Origin of the sequence: Paenibacillus oleatilyticus (assembly GCF_018998565.1) — a bacterium.
GTDB lineage: Bacteria > Bacillota > Bacilli > Paenibacillales > NBRC-103111 > Paenibacillus_G > Paenibacillus_G oleatilyticus.
Genome location: NZ_JAHNZO010000024.1, coordinates 55,448 through 73,380 on the forward strand (window position 1 = coordinate 55,448; position 17,933 = coordinate 73,380).

A 17,933-nucleotide genomic window follows, 5' to 3' on the forward strand; every position below is an offset into this window, starting at 1 on the left:
TCGCCGCTAACGTCCGAGTCTCTATTCACCCCCTTTCGCGAGGGGCAGCATGAAGGCGATGCAGGCGCCTTGACCGACGCGGCTTTGCGCCCAGATCCGGCCCCCATGGTAGTCGATAATCTCCTTGGCGATGGCCAGCCCGAGACCGCTGCCGCCGCCGGCCGTGTTGCGGGATTTGTCTTTCTTGTAGAAACGGTCGAATATATGCGGCAGGTCTTCCGGATCGATGCCCGAGCCGTTATCCTGCACCTGGACGACAAGCGAATGCTCGTCCACGATAAAATGAAGCTGGATCAGTCCGCCGCGGGGCGTGTGCTTGACCGCATTGTAAATGACGTTGGTCAGCACCTGATCGATCCGGTCCACGTCGATTTTGACGACGGCCTGCCGGTGGGCTTCGGGCCGCAGCGAGTAGGCGACCGTCTCGAACTTGAGCCCGGCACCGGCTAGCTCCAGCTCATAGCGCTCGTCGAAGTAGCGGATAAAATCGTCCGCGCTCACCGGCTGGATATCGAAATCCATCTGTCTGGCCTCCAGCTTCGAGAGCTGAAACAAATCGGCGATGAGCCGGTTCAGACCCGTGATCCGGTTATGGATGAGCTTTAAATACTTTTGCTGCTGGTCGGGCTGCGAGACGACGCCGTCGATGAGCGCTTCCACGTACCCTTGAATCAGCGTCATCGGCGTTCCCAGGTCGTGCGAGATATTGCTGAGCAGGTGCCGCCTGGACGTTTCCATCCGCGCCAAGTCGTCGTTCATCCGCTCCAGGCTGCGGTTGATACGTTCCAGCTCGGCGGTCCGCTCGCGAATTTTATGCTCCAGGCCGGTGTTCATCTCGCGCATTTGCCGCGATAGCGTCTCCACTTCCACGTAGGCCTTGGCCGATTTGGCGCTCAGGATGAACGAGGTCATGAATACGCAGACAAGCAGCCCGTACGACGAAACCTCGCCAAGCTTGATCCACTGGTTATAGTACATAATGTCCAGCATCACCGTGGCGACGTAAGCGCCCGCGCCGATCGCGGCGAACAGCGCCCCGTCTCTTTTGCGAAGCACGGCTCGGCCGAGGCTGAACAGCAGGTAGCCGCTGGTGAACAGCGTAATGAGCTGAAACGCCGGCGTCGTATACGTTACCCACGGGGGTGGAATCAGAAATGCCGCGGCCGAGAACGCTGCGCCAAGCGCCAGAATAAGCCGGACGACACCGAGGCGCACCTCCTGCGGGTAGAGCGAGTGCATGAACATAATCATGACGGGTACGCCCATGTAAAAGCATACGTATTCGATGCGCAGCTCCGTCAGCCAATGCACCTCGGGGACAAAATAATACATCACGCCTTCGCCCGCGAAGAAGGCCCGTATGCCGATCAGCAAGCAAAAAAGACCGAAATAAAGCGATCCTTTCTCTTTGCGCCTCAGCGCAATCAATCCGATGTGATACAGCCCCATCGACAGCAGGCTTCCGACCACAAGCGTCTCGATCGCAAGCTCTTTCCGGAGCTTGCTGTCCAGCGCGCTCCAGGAGCCGAGCTCGACCGGTTTCCAGATACCCCCGAGCCGGTGATGGTAATTGGAAACCTGAATGACGATATCCAGCGGCCCGCCCGCATGACGGAACCGGATTAGATTCGGGGTGTATTGCGGCTTGGAAGTCCAAATGTCTTCTCCGACCGTGCCGCTGCTTGCGACGGGCTCGCCGTTCACCCAAGCCTTGTAGGCCGTACGGATGTACGGAAGCTTCAGCCCCAGATCCGAGGCGGAGCCATCCAGCTTCACTTTCAAGCGAAAGGTCGCATGACCCGATCCGCCCGGCTGCTCGCCGTCCACAGGGACTCGATTCCATACCTCGGGGAGAACAATCGGGGTGGCCCGATCCCTTGCGGCATGGTCCGGGGAGGCCAGCTCTTCCGGCGTCAGCAGACGCATCCAGTGCATATCCCATTCACCGTCCAGCCGGACCGTTCCATGGGATTCCAAGCCGTAGCCCTCCAGATCCATCACGCCTTGAACGGCACGGGGCGCGGACTCCCCGGCAGCGGAACGATAGTAACTGATACCGGCAATCGCGGCGGCCAATAAAACTATGGAAATACACACCCAAAACCATTTATAATAGAAATAGTTTCTGGAAATCGATACCACTTTCTTTCCTGTTGCTCAAATGGGCTTCCTGCTAATATCGTACCTTAAACTGCATTATTTGGAAACCGGGATAAACGGCTCACCTTTGGGGGATTTCGGGACGTTTGTCACTGCCATATCAGAATCCAGTATCGAGTCCGGCGGGGTATGATTCTGATAGTTTCAAAGAAGCATCATGTTTCGCCGCATCATCTTTTGGAGGAGAAATCGATGCCTGGAGAAAAAATACTCATCGTCGACGATGAAGCCGAGATTGTCGAATTAATCAGTCTTTATTTGCGTAAGGAGGGATATGACGTACTGTATTCCGGGAATGGCGCCGAAGCGCTTGCCATGGTGCGGGAGCACCGTCCGGACTTGGTGATTCTCGACATCCTGCTCCCCGAAATGGACGGCATCGAAGTATGCCGGCAAATCCGCAAGTCCTATAATACGCCGATTTTATTTCTGAGCTGCAAAAGCGAGGATATGGATATCATTCTGGGGTTCAGCATCGGAGGGGACGATTACATCACGAAGCCGTTCAGTCCCGGTCAGCTCGTCGCCCGGGTCAAAGCGCATCTGCGCCGCAGCCAGCTGCTTGAGCAGCACAAGGAAGATTCCCAGTACCTGTCGTTTCCGGGACTGGAAATCGATCTGCTCAGCCGGACCGTGAAAGCCGGCGGCGGGCTCGTGCCGCTGTCTTCCAAGGAGTTCGACCTGCTGCTGCATCTCGCCCGCTCGCCCGGCAAGGTGCTTCCGCTCGAGCAGCTGTATAAAATGACCTGGGGCGTGGACAGCAACGGCGATACGCGCACGCTGCTCGTCCACATCAGCAACCTGCGCAAGAAGATCGAACCGAACCCCACCGATCCGAAGTACATCCATACCGTGCGGGGGATCGGCTACAAATTCAACGTGTAGCATAGAGCTTACGGCTGATGTCCGATGTCGCTCATCAGCTTGTCCAGCTCTTCCGGGGTCAGATCGCGCCACTGCCCCACCGGCAAACCGGCCAGCTTGATGTTCATAATGCGCACCCGCTTCAGCCGGCGCACCTCGTAGCCGAAGGCGGCGCTCATCCGGCGGATTTGACGGTTCAGCCCTTGCGTCAGTACGATCCGAAACGTCCGGTCGTCGATGCGGTTCACCTTGCACGGTTTAGTGACGGTCCCGAGAATCCGCACGCCGCTCGCCATTCCCTGCAAAAACATCGAAGTGACCGGTTTGTTCACCGTCACGATGTATTCCTTCTCATGCTCGTGCTCGGAGCGTAGTATCTTGTTGACGATATCGCCGTCATTCGTAAGCAAAATCAATCCTTCGGAATCTTTATCCAGCCGTCCGATCGGGAAAATACGCTCGCGGTGTCCCACAAAATCCACGATATTGCCGCGGACGTGCCGTTCCGTCGTGCTGGTGATGCCTACCGGCTTGTGGAGCGCAATGTAGACGTGCTTTTTCTTCTCGCTGATCGGTTTTCCGTCGATCCGCACGTCGTCGCCTTCACTCACCCGGCTTCCGAGCTCGGCCAGCTGACCGTTAATCGTGACGCGCTTTCCCTCGATCAACTGATCCGCTTCGCGCCGGGAGCAAATTCCCGTTTCGCTGATATATTTGTTGATTCTCATCGTTCTCACTCCGCTTGTCCTGACTTTATCGCTCCATTATACCATGCGGGTTTTTCGTTGCAAAAAATTCAAGAGGCGCTCTGCGAAGAAGAAGGAAGCTCTGGCGATGCCGGAGCGGGAACGTGTGAAGTCATAAAAGCTTGTTCAGCTTGTTTATTGTGTTGGAAAATAACAAGGAAAAGAGGCGAAAATCGTATGATCGAAAACGCGGCAAAGCTCCCGGAGATGGAGCCTGTTATGGTGGAGCACAAGGAGTTGAAGCTGATCGGCATCCCGTGCATCGGCCTGAACGACATGGGAGGCAAGTATCGGCACGCCAAAGAAGCGCTGCTGTCTTCCGCCAAGCATCTGCCCCATATCGTGAACCCTCAAATTCATTACGGCCTGTGGCCGCACGGACCGTCGCAGAGCCATCCGGACACGCACGTATACATCCTTTGCGTGGAGGTCGAATCGTACGACGACATTCCCGAATGGTTCCTCCGCCTGACTGTTCCGGCGCACCGGTGCGTCGTCGTGGCGAATAAGGACGGGAACTTCGAGGCGGCCGGCCAAGCGGTCGAAGCGTATTTGCGCGAAAAGGGACTTCAAACCAGCGCCGGCAACCGTACCTACACGATATGCGAACGATACAATTACGAAGGCGAAGGATTCGCGCGGTACTCGCTTCCGCTCGTCGATTGAAGCCGCCTGTTGAACCGAACGCGAGCCCCCTTGCGCCTGCCATGCGCTTCTCCTGACGGACAAACTCCGGAAAAGCGAATTTGGCTGCACGGGGGTTTTTTACTGCTCCGACGGGCTTTGCGGCTTGGAAACCGTGGTGTGCGGCGCACCGGCAACCGCTGTCTGCGGCTTAGCGGAGCTTTTTTTGGTAAATAGAGTGAAAAAGCCGCTGTGCGTCGTTACATTCATCGTTTTGCCGTCCTTGACAAAAACACGGAGAGCCCCCACCTGCTCCTCTTTGTCTTCCTTCCATCCCCACTTGCGAATCTCATTCTCGTAGAAATCGGGAATACTTTCCTTTTCTTCGATACCTTTCATGTTGTAGCGCACATAGACGACTCCCGGATTGGAGAACGGAACGTCCGATTTGCGCGCCTCCGCCGGCACGGGAAACTGTTCGTCGATGCTTGAACCGACAAAGCTGTTGTTATTGGAAAACGCATACCCGTACACCAGAGCCGATAAGGTTACCGCCACCATAAGAAATAAAATAACTCGCAGCGATCTGCCGCGCATACCAACACCCCCAGTTGCTCTATACCTATTCGAAAAAGAATGACGATCTAGTACCATACAAAGTTTCATCCTTATCCGAAAGGTTTAATAAAGGGGTACACGGATGCGTCACGCCGTCCGGCGGAAAATACGAATCGAGGAGTGTTGCCCTATGTCCCGTAAAAAAACGCTGCCGTCGATCACCAAGCCCTTTTCCCACGTGCACGCTACGCTCAAAACGATGGGATTCACCGAACTGCCTTCCCGGGAAGGAAGCACATACGAATTGACGTTTCGCGATTCCGCTTCGCTGCAGGAATATCCATACCGTATCTATACGCATACGCAAGAGAACGGCCAGACCCGGATTGACTTGAACGAGGCCGGCTTCGTTGTGCAGGACAATATACCCGTTTCGGCAGACGCCGCTGCCCAAGAGATGTTGGCGGAGCTTCAGCAATATATGGAATACGGCCCGGCCAAGACGAAGCCCACCGAATCGACGCCGATCGGCAAGGCAATGAACGGCAAAATGGCCAACAACGAGAAGGAGGTCCGCCAGCTTGGCAAAGTGATGGCAAGCCTCCCGACGAATTCGCAGGTGATGGAAAAGGGCATGATGCCGGACCCTTTGCAATGAAGTCTCCCGCACAGGGAGCATATCGGAACGCTTAGAGCTTCCTTTGGAGGCTCCTGAGCTGGTTGAGAAACCCGCTTCGCGCAGAAACTCTCTGCATACGACGGTGGGGTATATCCCTCCGGCCGCTCTTGAAACCCGTGAATCTGATTAGAATTAGCGGTATTTTCACGGGCTTCAAAGGCGGACGTAAACTCTTACGGGATATACCCTACCTCTATTTCTCAGAGATATTTTACTACTAGGGTTTCTCAACAGCCTGTTGGAGCTTCCTTCGGAGGCTCCTTTTTGCTTGTCCACCTGCCGAAACAAGGCGTCCGGTGCGAATATTATTAGCATTGGTTAATTTACGCTAAAGCGGCGAACATTCCGTGGCGACAAAAGGGGGACCATCAGCCATGAGCTTATCCCGGATGTTTCGTTGGAGGCCGAAAACAAAGAGAGACACAGGCTCCTCGCCGAAACGCGAGGGGCAGTCGTATAGAGCCGCCGGCGGAGGAAGCCGAGCGGCGGACGAGGCGCGGCAGGCCGCCCGGTCCACGTGGCGCAGAGCCGGCAGTGTGGGGCAAGATGATCCGGGCCGCAGACAGGCGGCGGACGATTTCGGCCCTGCGGCACGCGAGGCACGAGAGCCTGCGCCGGGCAGCGGCGGCACGGGCGCGCGAAAGGGGAAGCAAGCGCGCCGGTTCCGGGGGCGGCGGTGGCTGTGGACCGCGGGCCTGCTCTGTTTGGCAGCCGTGGCGGCCGGTCTTGGCGCTGCCGCCGTATGGGTGCGCGGTCTGGACATCAGCAAGCTGGAGCATCCGCTCCCCGAGCCGAGCTTCGTCATGGACGCCGGGGGACAGCCGGTGGCGCAGTTGTCCTCGTCCCGAATCGTGCCGGTGCCGCTCGGCCAAATTCCGCTGGATTTACGGAATGCCGTCGTTGCGGTAGAAGACCGGCGCTTTTACGATCATGCCGGCTTCGACGTATGGTCGATCGGCCGCGCACTGGTCCGCGACTTGAAAGCCGGGGCGATGGAGGAAGGCGGCAGCACGATCACGCAGCAGCTTGCCAAAAATTTGTTCCTCGACTCGGACAAATCGTTCAACCGCAAATTCAAGGAGCTCGGTTACGCGATAAAAATCAACTTTGCTTACAGCAAAGACGAAATTTTGGAGCTCTATCTGAACAGCATTTACTTCGGCGAAGGGCGCTGGGGCGTCGAAGGGGCGGCGCAGCAATACTTCGGCAAATCCGTCCAGCAATTGACGCTTGCCGAATCGGCCGTGCTGGCCGGTCTGCCCAAAGCTCCTTCGCTTTACTCTCCGGTGCGGCATCCGGACAAAGCGCTGAAGCGGCGAAACCTCGTGCTGTCGCTGATGAAGGAGCAGCATTTCATCAGCGACGCCGCCTACGATAAGGCTATCGCCGAGCCGATTGCCTTAAAGCCGAACAACGGAGAATCGCTGAAGGGACGGCACCCTTCCTATGTCGACTATGTCATGGATGAGGCCGAGAAGCTTTACGGCTTCACGGAGCAGCAGATTTTGACGCACGGCCTGCGGATTCATACCGCGATGGACCTTAAAGTGCAGCAGGCGGCGGAAGAGGTGTACCGCATGGATGCGCTCTTCCCGCAAAGTCCTCCCGATCGCCCGGTGCAGAGCGGAGCGGTCCTGCTGGACCAGCGAACCGGCGGTATCCGCGCGATTGTCGGTGCGCGAGGGGATCAGACCTACCGCGGCTTCAATCGGGCCACCGAGCTAAAGCGGCAGCCCGGCTCATCGTTTAAGCCGCTGGCGGTCTACGGGCCTGCGCTTGAGCATGGCTATTCGCCGGAGTCGATCCTGTATGACGGGCAGCTCGACATTTCGGGTTACCGTCCCAAAGATTGGGACGGGCAGACGAGGGGACAAGTCTCGCTTCGGGAAGCCGTGATCCGCTCGTGGAATATTCCCGCTGTCTGGCTGCTGAACGAAATCGGCATCGACGCCGGGACGAACTACGTGCGTAAAGCCGGGATCGCCCTGCCTCCGGCGGACCGCAACTTAAGCCTCGCGCTCGGCGGCTTGTCCGAAGGCGTCTCGCCCTTGCAGATGGCGCAGGCGTACGGCGGCATAGCAAACGAGGGCGTGATGCAGAACGCCCACGCCATCACCAAAATTACGACCAAGGACGGCCATACGCTCGTCGAAGCCAAACCGCAGCCGACCAAGCTGACGGAGCCGGTCTACGCCTATACGCTGACGAGGCTGCTTCAAGAGACCGTCGCGCAAGGAACAGGGATCGCCGCCGCACTCAGCGGTCGTCCCGCCGCGGGTAAGACGGGGACGACGCAGCTGCCCGCAACGGCCGAATTCGAGGCCATCGGCCGGAACGGCGCTAAGGACGCCTGGTTCGTGGGCTTCACCCCCGAACTGACGACCGCGATCTGGCTTGGGTACGATCAGACGGACAAGACCCATTATTTGACGACATCCGGCGGGGCGGTGCCTGCGCAGCTGTTTCGGGAAATCATGACCCGGGCGCTGAAGGATACCCCGGTGACCGATTTTCCGGTACCTGAAGAAGTGCGGCGGGCGATGGAGGAGGCGCAGCTGCGCTCACCGCTCGGGAGCGACGGACGTGCGCCGGAAACCATGGAGCCGCAAGAGCGCAGCGGCAAGCCGGAAGCGCACCGTCCCGGCTGGCTAAGAAAAAAACAAGGTGATTAAGCCCATTTTTAGATGGATAAGTGCCCAATTCCTCCTCTCTGACATATGGTGAAGTATGTTCTAATCAGAGAGGAGAAATCAAATATGTCTCAAGAGACGATAATCGAAACTGAAACAGCAGGGGAGATCGACTACAGCCGTCCGCATTACCCGTATCATGGTCATCATCACCCGCATCATTTTCCCCACGGCTTCCATCCGCATGGCTTCCATCCGCATGGATTCCATCCTCACGGCTTCTTTCCGTTTGGATTCCATCCGCACCACTTTCCGCACCATCATCATCATATGCATGGGCATCATTTTTATCATCATGCCCGCTGGGTGCAGGATCCTTGGTCCGGCGAATGGTTCCTCGACTGAAGAAAGGCGGCGTAACAACAAAGGGCGTTCTGCATTAAGCAGGACCGCCCTTTGTTCTTTTCAACGGCTTTGTATGCCGCAATTCTTAAGCCCCGCTACCGGAAATCGAGACCGTGCGGCGCGTAAAAAGAAAAATCGTAGACACCAGCGCGGCCAAACTGACGATAAACCCGTACAGGAACAGCCGGTGGATACCGGTCATAAAAGCCGGCGCCGACGTCAGAAGCGCGCCCATAATCGTAACCCCGGCCGCCGTACCGATATTCCGCGAGAAGACCTGCAGCGACGTGGAAATCCCTTTTTGATCGGCGGCAACAAGCTGCTGAACCCCGATGACCGATACCGTATAGAGCAGTCCGTACGCCAGTCCTTGCAGCACCATGATCGCATTGACGTACCAGAAGCCCCCTTCGTCCGGCAAAAACAGCAGCAGCAGACCAGACAGCACCAACAGGACGTTGCCCGTAAACAGCAGCGGCCGGTAGCCGTAGCGCAGCACCCATTTGCCGGCCGGGACGCCTACAAGAATCCATCCGACGGACATGCCGAGCAGCGACAGCCCGCTGACGAAAAGCGAGTACCCGTGCTGCTGCAAATAAAACGGAATGTAGCTGGACGTGCCGAACAGCGCCGCGCAGGTCAAAAAGCCGTTCAGGTTCATCCAGGCGACGGAGCCGTTCTTCAGCAGCGCCACCGGCATAATCGGTGAAGGATGCCTCCGCTCGTTAACCACGAACAGCAGTAAAAACAATACGCCGCCCGCCGTATACAGCAGAAAACCCTCGCTCACCACCGTATTGAACAGCAGCAGCCCGATGCCGAGTCCGAACCAGAGGGCTCCCCAGTAGTTAATCCGGCTTTTGCGGGCCTCGTACACTTCCCGGTATGGCACAAGCAGCAGCAGCGATGCCAGACAAATCGGAATATTGATATAAAAAATCCACCGCCAGCTCAAATGCTCGATGAACAAGCTGCCGAGCAGCGGCGCCAGCACTGACGAGATGCCCCACATGCCCGTGAAGAACGCCTGGATCTTGCCCCGCGCTTCCACCGGGAACAAATCCCCGGCGATAATGGCCGGGAACGCAATCATCGCACCTGCGCCGAGCCCTTGGAGTCCCCGGTACAGCACGAGCTGCAGCATCGTTGCCGCCGTTCCGCACAGCACCGACCCGAGCAGGAAGACCACAATGCCGACCGACAGCACTTTTTTGCGTCCGAACAAATCCGAAAGCCTGCCGCTGAGCGGCGTTACAATCGTACATAAAATCATGTAAGAGGCGAAGCTCCACGCGTACAGCTTCACATCTCCAAGCTCCTCTGCAATCCGCGGCATCGTCGTATTCATGATCGTCGTATCCATCGACGAAATCAGCACGGCGAGCACGATGCTCGCCATCACGGCCAAGCGGTTCCATTTCATACGGTTCCTTCCTCCTTCATCGTCTCACCGTGTTCCCGGAACAGTAGCTTCAATATAACACAGCGGCAAGATGCCGAGCCATGGTTTTTGCGTTTTTTCCAGACCGGTTTCCATCGCCTTCCACGCATGCGGGGTTTTCCCGAAGGGAATTCTAACCGCGAAATCGATATTATCCCATACAGGAGGCCCATCGCCCATGAAAATCGAAACGACCGACTACCAAATCGCCCCGCTTCACGAGCAAGAAAAAGTCATCGATATCATTCAACAGACGGAAACGCGGCTGGCCGAATTGACCGGCAGTCCGATTACGCTGATTGCCTACTCTAAGACGGAAGGGGAGAAGAAATTGTGACCGGCAAGAAAGATGAGGCGCGGCGGCCCCACGCACCGACCATCGCCCCAGGCATGAATACGCACGATCCTTTGGAGGAAAAGGCGACGGAGGAAGAAGTACGGCATGGAGACGCCACTCTCGTCTCCCGCTTGTACTTGGACCGGACTCCCGAGGACTAGGGCAGCTAAGAAGATCGCGGCAAAAAACAGCCCGTCCGGAGCGTTAATCCTCTCCAGTCGGGCTGCCGTTGTGCAGGCGGTAAAAGCGGAAGACCTCAAGATCAGTCGTCATTCTCATCGTCGTGCTTATCGCGGTTTTTCGCTTTTTCCTTTTCTTTTTCCTTTTCTTTCTCCTTATTCTTGCCCTTGCCATGCTCCTTGTCCGCCCCGTGGCCGTTAGGCTCCGGCTTCCCGGCTTGTACGGGCGGCGTACGTACGACTTTGGCGTCGTCTTTCCACTTCACGTCGATCTTCCAATCCGGCGAATCGTCCTTCAGCTTGAACTGCGCCGCCAAGCGCTGCTTAAGCGCCTTCTCCCAAGCGTCTTTCTCCGAAGGCAGCCCCTGTATCAGCAGAAGAAGCAATTGCTCCGCCTGCGCTCCCTTCAGATGAACCACCGCACGATCCTTGGTTTGGATATAAACGTCGGCCTCATCGCCTTTGTCCGTCTGCTCCTGCTTTACCTTCAAAGCCAGCTCCCGGCTTTTCAGCTCCAACGACAGCCGCTCCCAAGGCCAGCTCCCGTTGACCGCCGGCTTAGCCGGTTCCGCGGCAGCCGGACGGTCAGCCGGAGCCGAAGTCGCAGGCGTATGCGCCGGACCGGCCGGTGGCACCGCGGCCGTGCTGCCGGAAGGCGCAGGCACTGCTGACCCCGGCGATGCCCCGGAGCCTTGCGTTGCCGCCGCGTTCGGGTCGGCGGCCGGCGGGGCCGGGCTCTGCGGTGCAGCGGCTTGTTCGGGCGCCGCCGCCTTAATGTAGGCGGCTTGATTTTTGCTGTTTAATATAATTTCCAGCGAATCGCCCGGCTTCAAATCCGTGATCGCCGCTTTTTGCAAATTACGGTATACCCATACGTCCGCAGTTAGCGAATAAGTTTTTTCCGTTCCGTCGTAGGATACTTTGATTTGTTTGTTGCCGTCCGTCAAGCCCACGAGCCGCCCTTTGGCTTCCGTCGATATTTCAGCCGATACGGGCGCATCTCCCACCCAAGTGACGCCATAAACCAGTCCGCCCAAAAGCGCGGCTGCAATAACCCACACGACCGTTTTTTTAAGTTTCCCCATTGTTTGTCTCCCCCTGTAACAGGCATGGAAAGCTGCCGCCCGTGATTTTCGAACAGAGTTCGATATACGATTCGGGCTTTCATGCCATTTTCAGGGGATGCGGACCGAAACAGGCCTTCAGACCGGGTCCCAACGGTTGGCGTACGCTTGCAGCCGGGGATGCGTGACCGGGCTTCCCTCCTCGCTCACGAACCAGCGGATTTTTTTGATCCACGTCTCGAACGACTCGTAGCCTGCGAGCAGCTCGGCCGTCGTCTTGGTCACCCAAACGAAATGGGGAGCGGCGTACTTCTCTTCCAGAAACCGGAACGCCGTGTCTGCAGGAGTGTACTTCTTACGCTTGCCCTCGAACGGTTCGACGGTGTAATCGACATCCGTATCCGAAGCGGCGAGCAGCGCCTGCAGCGCTTCGACCCTCTGGTAGTAAGGAGCTACGGAACGACGTTTCTCCATGCGCCGGACCGTCTCCTCATGCAGCGGATAAAACACCGCCTTCGCGATGCCGCGTTCGCTCGCCAGCCCAAGGACGCGTACAAGCTCCTGCTTCGTATAATCCTCGAACGCATCGTAAATCCACAAGCTTCCGCGGTCCGTATCTCGCCCATTCGGCGGTTCGTACCCGAACGGAACTTGGCTCGTCTGTCTTGCCATTCGGCATCCTCCTCTCGTCGCTTGTAGAAATGGGATTTCGCTTAGTATGCCTTTCGGAAAAAGAGAATATATTCCGGACAGGCTGCGCACGTTAAACATGAACTGACGATATATAACCTTATCCCGAAAGGAGGAAACGCCATGTCGGAAAATAAAAAGCACGAAGGCAATTACGAAAGCACGGCTTCGACGGAAGCCGCAAATCAAGATATGGAATTCGTGAACGATACGCTCAATCAAGTGAAAACAACGGTTAATGAAATCGGAGCGACACAGAAAGAGAAGGAGTAATCAGCCTGCTTCCTGCGCACCCGGACGGCTGTTAGCTCTGGACGGCGAGCCAAGCCGCCCGCACGGGCTGCCATGCTTCCAGCTTGGCCGCTTGCGACATCGCCCGCGCCGGACTCGATGACGGCAGCAGCGTATAACTTCTGCCGTCGTCCGCGGCCCCCTTCATGACCTGCCTGCGGTACAGGTCCGCCGCCGTGCTGCCGTTGAAGAAAACATGGCGGATACCCGGATACGCCGCGTAGAACCGCGCGAATTCGTTGGCCTCGGGACGGCGGATCGCCGTATCGAGACTGCCTTCGCGCTCGCATGCCGCGAGCACGTCCCACAGCGCTACGCCGCGGGATAACGCGAAGCGGAGCCGCTCCTCGTATGCCGCAGCCGGCTCCCCGCCGTCCAGCAGCGCGTAGAGAAGCGGCCAGAAGCCGTTGCGGGGATGGCCGTAATACTGCTGTGCCCGCAAGGACGCCTCTCCCGGCATCGATCCGAGAATCAGCAGCCGGCAGCGCTCATCCGCGACCGGCGGCAGGCCGGTCAAGCGGGGACGTTCCTTATCCGCTGCCATCGATGCATCGCCTCCGTTGATTCGTTTCATATCCAAGCAGCCTCATTGTAGCACACGCAGCCCCGTACATGACACATAACGAAGCCAAAAGAAAAACCGCAGGACGCGGTCATACTTTGAACCGTCCTGCGGTTTGCTGAAGCTCGTCCGCTGCCTTCCGAAGCTGTTCGGCTTCCCCTGACGCCTTACCTGCAAGGTCGAGCTGACCGGCGGAGGCAGCAGCCGCCCTTAGCGTCTGCTCCGAGGCGCTGCCAGCGATGCGGGCCATTTCCTCGATACCGGCCGTCACCTCCTCGGTGCCGGCGGACAGCTGCTCGGAGGCAGCCGATATTTCCTGAATTTGCGCCGTGATGCCCTGCGCCATCGTCAAGATCCGTTCGAAAGCCGCGCCGGCCTGCCCGACTTCCCCGACACCTTTCTCCACCTCTTGGCCTCCCTTGGCCATCGCGGCTACCGCAGATGCCATCGAGGCCTGTATGTCTTCGATCTGTTCCTGAATGCGCTGCGCCGACGCCTCGGACTGCTCGGCCAGCTTGCGTACCTCGCCAGCGACGACCGCAAAGCCCCGGCCGTGCTCTCCCGCCCGGGCCGCTTCGATAGCCGCGTTCAAGGCGAGCAGGCCCGTCTGGGACGCAATGCCGGATATCGCGCCGGCCATTTCCTGCACCGAGTGCATGCGGCCTTCCAGTTCCCTGATCGCTTGGCCGACCTGCTGCGCCGACTGGCGCATCGTCCCCATCTGCTCCATAGCTCCAACCGAGGTGCGATTGCCCGCTTCGGCCTCCTGCACCATCGCGAGCGATGCCTCCGTGACGTGGGCCGATGCCTCGGCGATGCGCTGAATGCCCGCCGCCATCTCCTCCATTGCCTTGGCGCTATCCCCGGCGCTCACGGCTTGGCTTTCGGCGCCCGCCGCCAGTTCGTCCAGCGTATACGCAATCGCCTCCGAAGCTTCGCGGGACTGCGCGGCATGCGCCGCGAGCTGATGCGAGCTGTCCGTTACCCGAAGGGAAAGGGCATGTACTCCCTTCATCATCTGCTGCAAGTGGGCGATAAACCGGTTAATCTCCCCGGAAAGCCGCCCCATCTCGTCCTTGCCTCTTACGGCAAGGCGGTAGGTCAAATCCGCTTCCTGCGAGTTGAGATTGGCCGTCGCAGCCAGCACTGCCTGAAGCTTGCGGGCGACGGAAAACTTCAACAGCACGAACAACAGGCCGAGCACAACAAGCAGCACGATCAGAAGCTCTACGGCGACCGTGAGCTGCTGCTGCGCGATCAGCGCGTCCGATTTTTCCTTATTAAGCGCAATGCGAACCGCCCCCCAATGCTTGCCCTCGAAGTATAGAGGGTAAGACATGTCCCACGTCTCGACGACCCGTCCTTCCACGCTTCGCGGGTATTTTTGCAGCAGCACATCGGAAGTATCCTTGTACGCCGCGGCCGCATAGCCCGTCGGGTCGTTGAATACGCGATTGGCCCGGTATTTCTGGCTCAGCTGCCCCTCCGCTCCCCAGCGGTCCTTCGAAGACTCGCCTTGCGGACTGTAGCCGCTGTTGTGCGTCGCGATGAAGCCGACCGCGTCCGGATTCGCCGAGTAGGCGATCGGAATGGCGAACACGATCTGCGGGTCGGTCAGGAATCCGTCGACCATCGCCTGCCACCGCTCGTCCGTATAAGCGCCGTAAGCGCTGGTGTATTTCAACTCGTATTGTGCGAGCGGGATGTCTTGACCGTCGAATCGTTTCTGCTTCGCCGAAGCATATTCCTTATCCTTCGACCGCTTCTCCGCTTCCTCGCGGCTTGCGGCGATCGGCTCCAGCCGGTCGTCGAACAACCGGGTCCGCAGCTCTTCGCCGGAGAGCTTCGTGCCGTCTTGCAGCGTCACCCCGGTGCGCAGGTCCAACTCGGTCAGGCTCTGCAAGCTTTTAGATAACGATATCGCCATCGTCCGACCTTTGTCGAACAGCGAAGCTTCCGCGTGACTGCGAATGATGCTGCTTTGATAAGCGAACACCACACCCATTAAGAGCAGGAGCACCAGGCTGCTGTACACCATAAATCGGCCCGTTAACGAATGAAGTGGATTTCTCATGTTACTAGCACCTCGGGTTCTTAATTTTTCCAATTCATGGATGGAGGAATGTTCCAAATGAACATTAACATCCATTGTACTACGGAACCCAGGTGAAAAGTTTCACAAAAACTGAAGAAGTTTTGTCGAATTTTAGGACAAATGCAATGAAAAAGAACAAAAAAGAGAGAAAATCCCCCTTATGTCCTAGGACTCTCTCTCTTAATTAACATTTACGTCTTCAGCCACGGTTCCAGCTTGTCCTGCAGCGCCCGTTCCAAGTAGGGCTCCGCCTGCAGAAAATTCCGGAATCCTTGGTACTCCTCCGCCTGCTTGGCCCGTTCGGCGGGTTTCGGCGGCTGAATGCTGCGAACCGCCCGGATTAAAATATTTTTCGGCGTATGCTCCAGGTCGATGAATTCAAGCAGCTGCGTCTTGTAGCCGACCAGCTCAAGCAGCTTCGCCCGGATCGCATCCGTGGCCAGCGCGGAAAACCGCTCCTTCAAAATGCCGTGCTGCAGCAGCGGGCCGAGCACGTCGCTGCGCACCTGCCGGAACAGCTCATGCTGACAGCAAGGCACGGACAAGACGACCGAAGCGTCCCAACGAACCGCCTTCTCCATCGCCGCATCGGTCGCCGTATCGCAGGCATGCAGCGTCACGACCATGTCGACCTGCCGCAGCTCGTCGTACTTGGCGATGTCGCCGACAAGGAACCGCAGCCCGTCATAGCCGAGCTTCTCCGCAAGCGCGCTGCAGTGCCGGATCACATCTTCCTTGAGATCGAGGCCGACGACGCGCAGGTCGAAGCCCTGCATCTCCTTCAGAAAATGATACATCGCAAACGTCAAATACGACTTCCCACAGCCAAAATCGACGATAGTCAGCGTCCGGTCCTTCGGCAAATGCGGCAAAATATCGGCGATCATTTCGACAAACCGGTTAATTTGCCGGAACTTGTCGTATTTGGGGGCCAGCACTTTTCCCTGGGCGTTCATAATTCCGAGCTCGATCAGAAAAGGAACGGGGACGCCTTCCTCCAGCACGTAGTTCTTTTTCCGGTTATGGGCAGGCGCCCCGCTCACCCCTTGCTTCGTCGGCGGCTTGCGGAGGATGCCGATCTTGCCTTTCTTGCTGATCAGCACCTGATAGTCCGCTTCGCCCGTCTGCAGCAGCCCTTGCCGGAACTGCCCGGCAAGCAGCGCATTCAGCTTCGCCTCCGCCGCTTCCGGCGCCAAATTCTCATGCAATACCTTCGGCCCGCAGAAGGAGCTGAATTGATAGTTCAAAGCCCCCTTGAGCTGTACGGGCTTCACCGTCACCTTCGTGCAGCCGTCCGGCTCGCTTCGCCGCACCTGGCTGAGCGTCGCTTGGATCAGCGTCCCTTCCTGAAACAATCGCCCCGTTAATTCTGTCAATTCCTGCTCTTGCATCCCGCTTCACGTTCTCCAATCCGTTAGTTCATGATTTAAAATTCCGGGATAAACCGGATGATCTTATCGTCGTCCTTCTGCGGCTGCCCGCGGCCGTCCCGGTTGTTCGTCAGCACATAGAGCGAACCGTCCGGCGCTTCCGCCACCGTTCGAAGCCTGCCGAGCTCGCCGGCGAGCAGCGGCTCGATGGAATGGGCGCTCTTGCCGTCTTGCGCCAGGACGATGTGCAGCATCTGCGTCCCGCGCAGATTGGCGGCCAGCAGGTGGCCTTTCCACGGCCCGCGGCTGACGAAGGTCATGCCCGACGGCGCCCATGTGACGTCGCCGCTGTGCACGACCGGCGCTCTTAGCGGTCCCGGTCCTTTTTTCCCGGCATCGGCCGGGTTGATCTCGGTCTCGTCGCCTTGGACGAGGGGCCAGCCGTAGTTCGCCCCGGCCTCGATGAGATTGATCTCGTCGTGAGCCGTCTGACCGTGCTCGGAGCCGTACAGCCGCTCCGTCTCCGGATGCCAGGCGAGCCCTTGAGGGTTGCGGTGGCCGAGGCTGTAGACAGGCGAGCCGGGGAACGGATTGTCCGGCGGCACGGAGCCGTCTTTGGCGATGCGGAATATTTTGCCGGCGAACTTGGCCGCATCTTGAGCAGCCGGGCGGTCGTCGGCATCTCCGTTCGTAATATACAGCATGCCGTCCGGCCCGAACTTCACCCGCCCGCCGTCGTGAATCCGGTTGCCCGGCAGGTTATCCAGCAGCACTTGGTTGAGAACGGCTTTCCCGCCCTGCTCCTTCAGGCGGACGACCCGATTGACCGGCCGTTCGTCTTGGACGTACGTATGATAGGCATAAATATAGCCGGTGCGTGCAAATTGCGGATCGAGCGCGAAGCCAAGCAGCCCCGCTTCCCCCTGCTTGTACAAACTGCCGTTCACTTGGAACACCGGCTCCGCGATCAGCTTCCCCTTGTCGATGACGCGCAGCGCACCGCCGCGCTCAGTAAAGAAAATACGGCCATCCGGCGCAAAATCGATTTCCCACGGCACGGCCAATCCTGCGGCTACGGTTTCCCGCTTATAAGGAAAGGCAGCTTTGGACGCTTCGCCCGGAGACGGGGCGGAAGGTGCCGTGCCCGAAGCAGGGGCTGCCTGACGCTCCTCCTCGCAGCCGGCAAGCAGCAGCGCAAAAAGCAGTCCCGCTGCGGTACGCAAAATCGTTCGATTCAT

At 58.2% G+C, this 17,933-nt stretch carries 18 protein-coding genes; 8 read left to right on the plus strand and 10 right to left on the minus strand.

Annotation, left to right across the window (positions count from 1 at the left end; genetic code table 11):
- Positions 1–21: 21 nt before the first annotated feature.
- Positions 22–2,097 (minus strand): sensor histidine kinase, encoded by a 2,076-nt coding sequence (locus KQX66_RS25905; RefSeq protein WP_308647276.1) that lies wholly within the window; start codon positions 2,095–2,097, stop codon positions 22–24.
- Positions 2,098–2,352: 255 nt separating this feature from the next.
- Here KQX66_RS25905 and KQX66_RS25910 point away from each other — a divergent pair, with 255 nt between their 5' ends.
- Positions 2,353–3,045, plus strand: a complete 693-nt coding sequence (locus KQX66_RS25910) for a response regulator (protein ID WP_025851981.1) — start codon at positions 2,353–2,355, stop codon at positions 3,043–3,045.
- 8 nt (positions 3,046–3,053) lie between these two features.
- On the opposite strand, the gene rluF is transcribed toward KQX66_RS25910, so the two are convergent.
- The gene (rluF, locus tag KQX66_RS25915) at positions 3,054–3,752 is read right to left on the minus strand and encodes a 23S rRNA pseudouridine(2604) synthase RluF (protein ID WP_216795682.1); all 699 of its coding nucleotides are present in this window, start codon (positions 3,750–3,752) and stop codon (positions 3,054–3,056) included.
- Between the two features lie 195 nt (positions 3,753–3,947).
- On the opposite strand from rluF, the gene KQX66_RS25920 reads away from it, so the two are divergent.
- A complete protein-coding gene (locus KQX66_RS25920; protein ID WP_216795683.1) occupies positions 3,948–4,436 on the plus strand; it encodes a GyrI-like domain-containing protein in 489 nt (162 codons plus the stop codon).
- Between the two features lie 99 nt (positions 4,437–4,535).
- Here KQX66_RS25920 and KQX66_RS25925 read toward each other — a convergent pair whose 3' ends face one another.
- Positions 4,536–4,991 (minus strand): hypothetical protein, encoded by a 456-nt coding sequence (locus KQX66_RS25925; RefSeq protein WP_216795684.1) that lies wholly within the window; start codon positions 4,989–4,991, stop codon positions 4,536–4,538.
- A 151-nt stretch (positions 4,992–5,142) separates the two neighbouring features.
- On the opposite strand from KQX66_RS25925, the gene KQX66_RS25930 reads away from it, so the two are divergent.
- From KQX66_RS25930 to KQX66_RS25940, 3 genes are all read left to right on the plus strand, one after another.
- On the plus strand, positions 5,143–5,610 hold the full coding sequence (locus KQX66_RS25930; protein WP_216795685.1) for a hypothetical protein: 468 nt from the start codon (positions 5,143–5,145) through the stop codon (positions 5,608–5,610).
- Between the two features lie 395 nt (positions 5,611–6,005).
- Entirely contained in the window at positions 6,006–8,303 is a 2,298-nt protein-coding gene (locus KQX66_RS25935; RefSeq protein ID WP_216795686.1) for a transglycosylase domain-containing protein, read from the plus strand.
- 84 nt (positions 8,304–8,387) lie between these two features.
- Positions 8,388–8,666 carry a hypothetical protein gene (locus KQX66_RS25940; protein ID WP_216795687.1) on the plus strand — a complete coding sequence of 93 codons (279 nt, stop codon included), beginning with the start codon at positions 8,388–8,390 and terminating at the stop codon, positions 8,664–8,666.
- An 85-nt stretch (positions 8,667–8,751) separates the two neighbouring features.
- On the opposite strand, the gene KQX66_RS25945 is transcribed toward KQX66_RS25940, so the two are convergent.
- The gene (locus KQX66_RS25945; RefSeq protein WP_216795688.1) at positions 8,752–10,089 is read right to left on the minus strand and encodes an MFS transporter; all 1,338 of its coding nucleotides are present in this window, start codon (positions 10,087–10,089) and stop codon (positions 8,752–8,754) included.
- 196 nt (positions 10,090–10,285) lie between these two features.
- Here KQX66_RS25945 and KQX66_RS25950 point away from each other — a divergent pair, with 196 nt between their 5' ends.
- Positions 10,286–10,444 (plus strand): hypothetical protein, encoded by a 159-nt coding sequence (locus tag KQX66_RS25950; RefSeq protein ID WP_216795689.1) that lies wholly within the window; start codon positions 10,286–10,288, stop codon positions 10,442–10,444.
- On the plus strand, positions 10,441–10,605 hold the full coding sequence (locus KQX66_RS25955) for a hypothetical protein (protein ID WP_216795742.1): 165 nt from the start codon (positions 10,441–10,443) through the stop codon (positions 10,603–10,605). Before KQX66_RS25950 ends, KQX66_RS25955 begins: the two co-directional genes overlap by 4 nt.
- A 101-nt stretch (positions 10,606–10,706) precedes the next feature.
- Here the strand turns inward: KQX66_RS25955 and KQX66_RS25960 are convergent, their stop codons facing one another.
- Positions 10,707–11,708 carry a hypothetical protein gene (locus KQX66_RS25960; RefSeq protein WP_216795690.1) on the minus strand — a complete coding sequence of 334 codons (1,002 nt, stop codon included), beginning with the start codon at positions 11,706–11,708 and terminating at the stop codon, positions 10,707–10,709.
- Positions 11,709–11,825: 117 nt separating this feature from the next.
- On the minus strand, positions 11,826–12,359 hold the full coding sequence (locus KQX66_RS25965; protein ID WP_216795691.1) for a hypothetical protein: 534 nt from the start codon (positions 12,357–12,359) through the stop codon (positions 11,826–11,828).
- Between the two features lie 141 nt (positions 12,360–12,500).
- Between KQX66_RS25965 and KQX66_RS25970 the strand changes: the two genes are divergently transcribed.
- On the plus strand, positions 12,501–12,650 hold the full coding sequence (locus KQX66_RS25970; protein WP_216795692.1) for a hypothetical protein: 150 nt from the start codon (positions 12,501–12,503) through the stop codon (positions 12,648–12,650).
- Between the two features lie 31 nt (positions 12,651–12,681).
- On the opposite strand, the gene KQX66_RS25975 is transcribed toward KQX66_RS25970, so the two are convergent.
- From KQX66_RS25975 to KQX66_RS25990, 4 genes are all read right to left on the minus strand, one after another.
- Positions 12,682–13,242, minus strand: coding sequence for a DNA-deoxyinosine glycosylase (locus KQX66_RS25975; RefSeq protein WP_253957440.1), 561 nt, complete (start codon positions 13,240–13,242; stop codon positions 12,682–12,684).
- A gap of 79 nt (positions 13,243–13,321) precedes the next feature.
- The gene (locus KQX66_RS25980; RefSeq protein WP_216795693.1) at positions 13,322–15,304 is read right to left on the minus strand and encodes a methyl-accepting chemotaxis protein; all 1,983 of its coding nucleotides are present in this window, start codon (positions 15,302–15,304) and stop codon (positions 13,322–13,324) included.
- A gap of 212 nt (positions 15,305–15,516) precedes the next feature.
- Positions 15,517–16,716: a class I SAM-dependent methyltransferase gene (locus KQX66_RS25985; RefSeq protein WP_216795694.1), complete on the minus strand. Its 1,200-nt coding sequence runs from the start codon at positions 16,714–16,716 to the stop codon at positions 15,517–15,519.
- A 35-nt stretch (positions 16,717–16,751) separates the two neighbouring features.
- Positions 16,752–17,933 (minus strand): PQQ-dependent sugar dehydrogenase, encoded by a 1,182-nt coding sequence (locus KQX66_RS25990; protein WP_216795695.1) that lies wholly within the window; start codon positions 17,931–17,933, stop codon positions 16,752–16,754.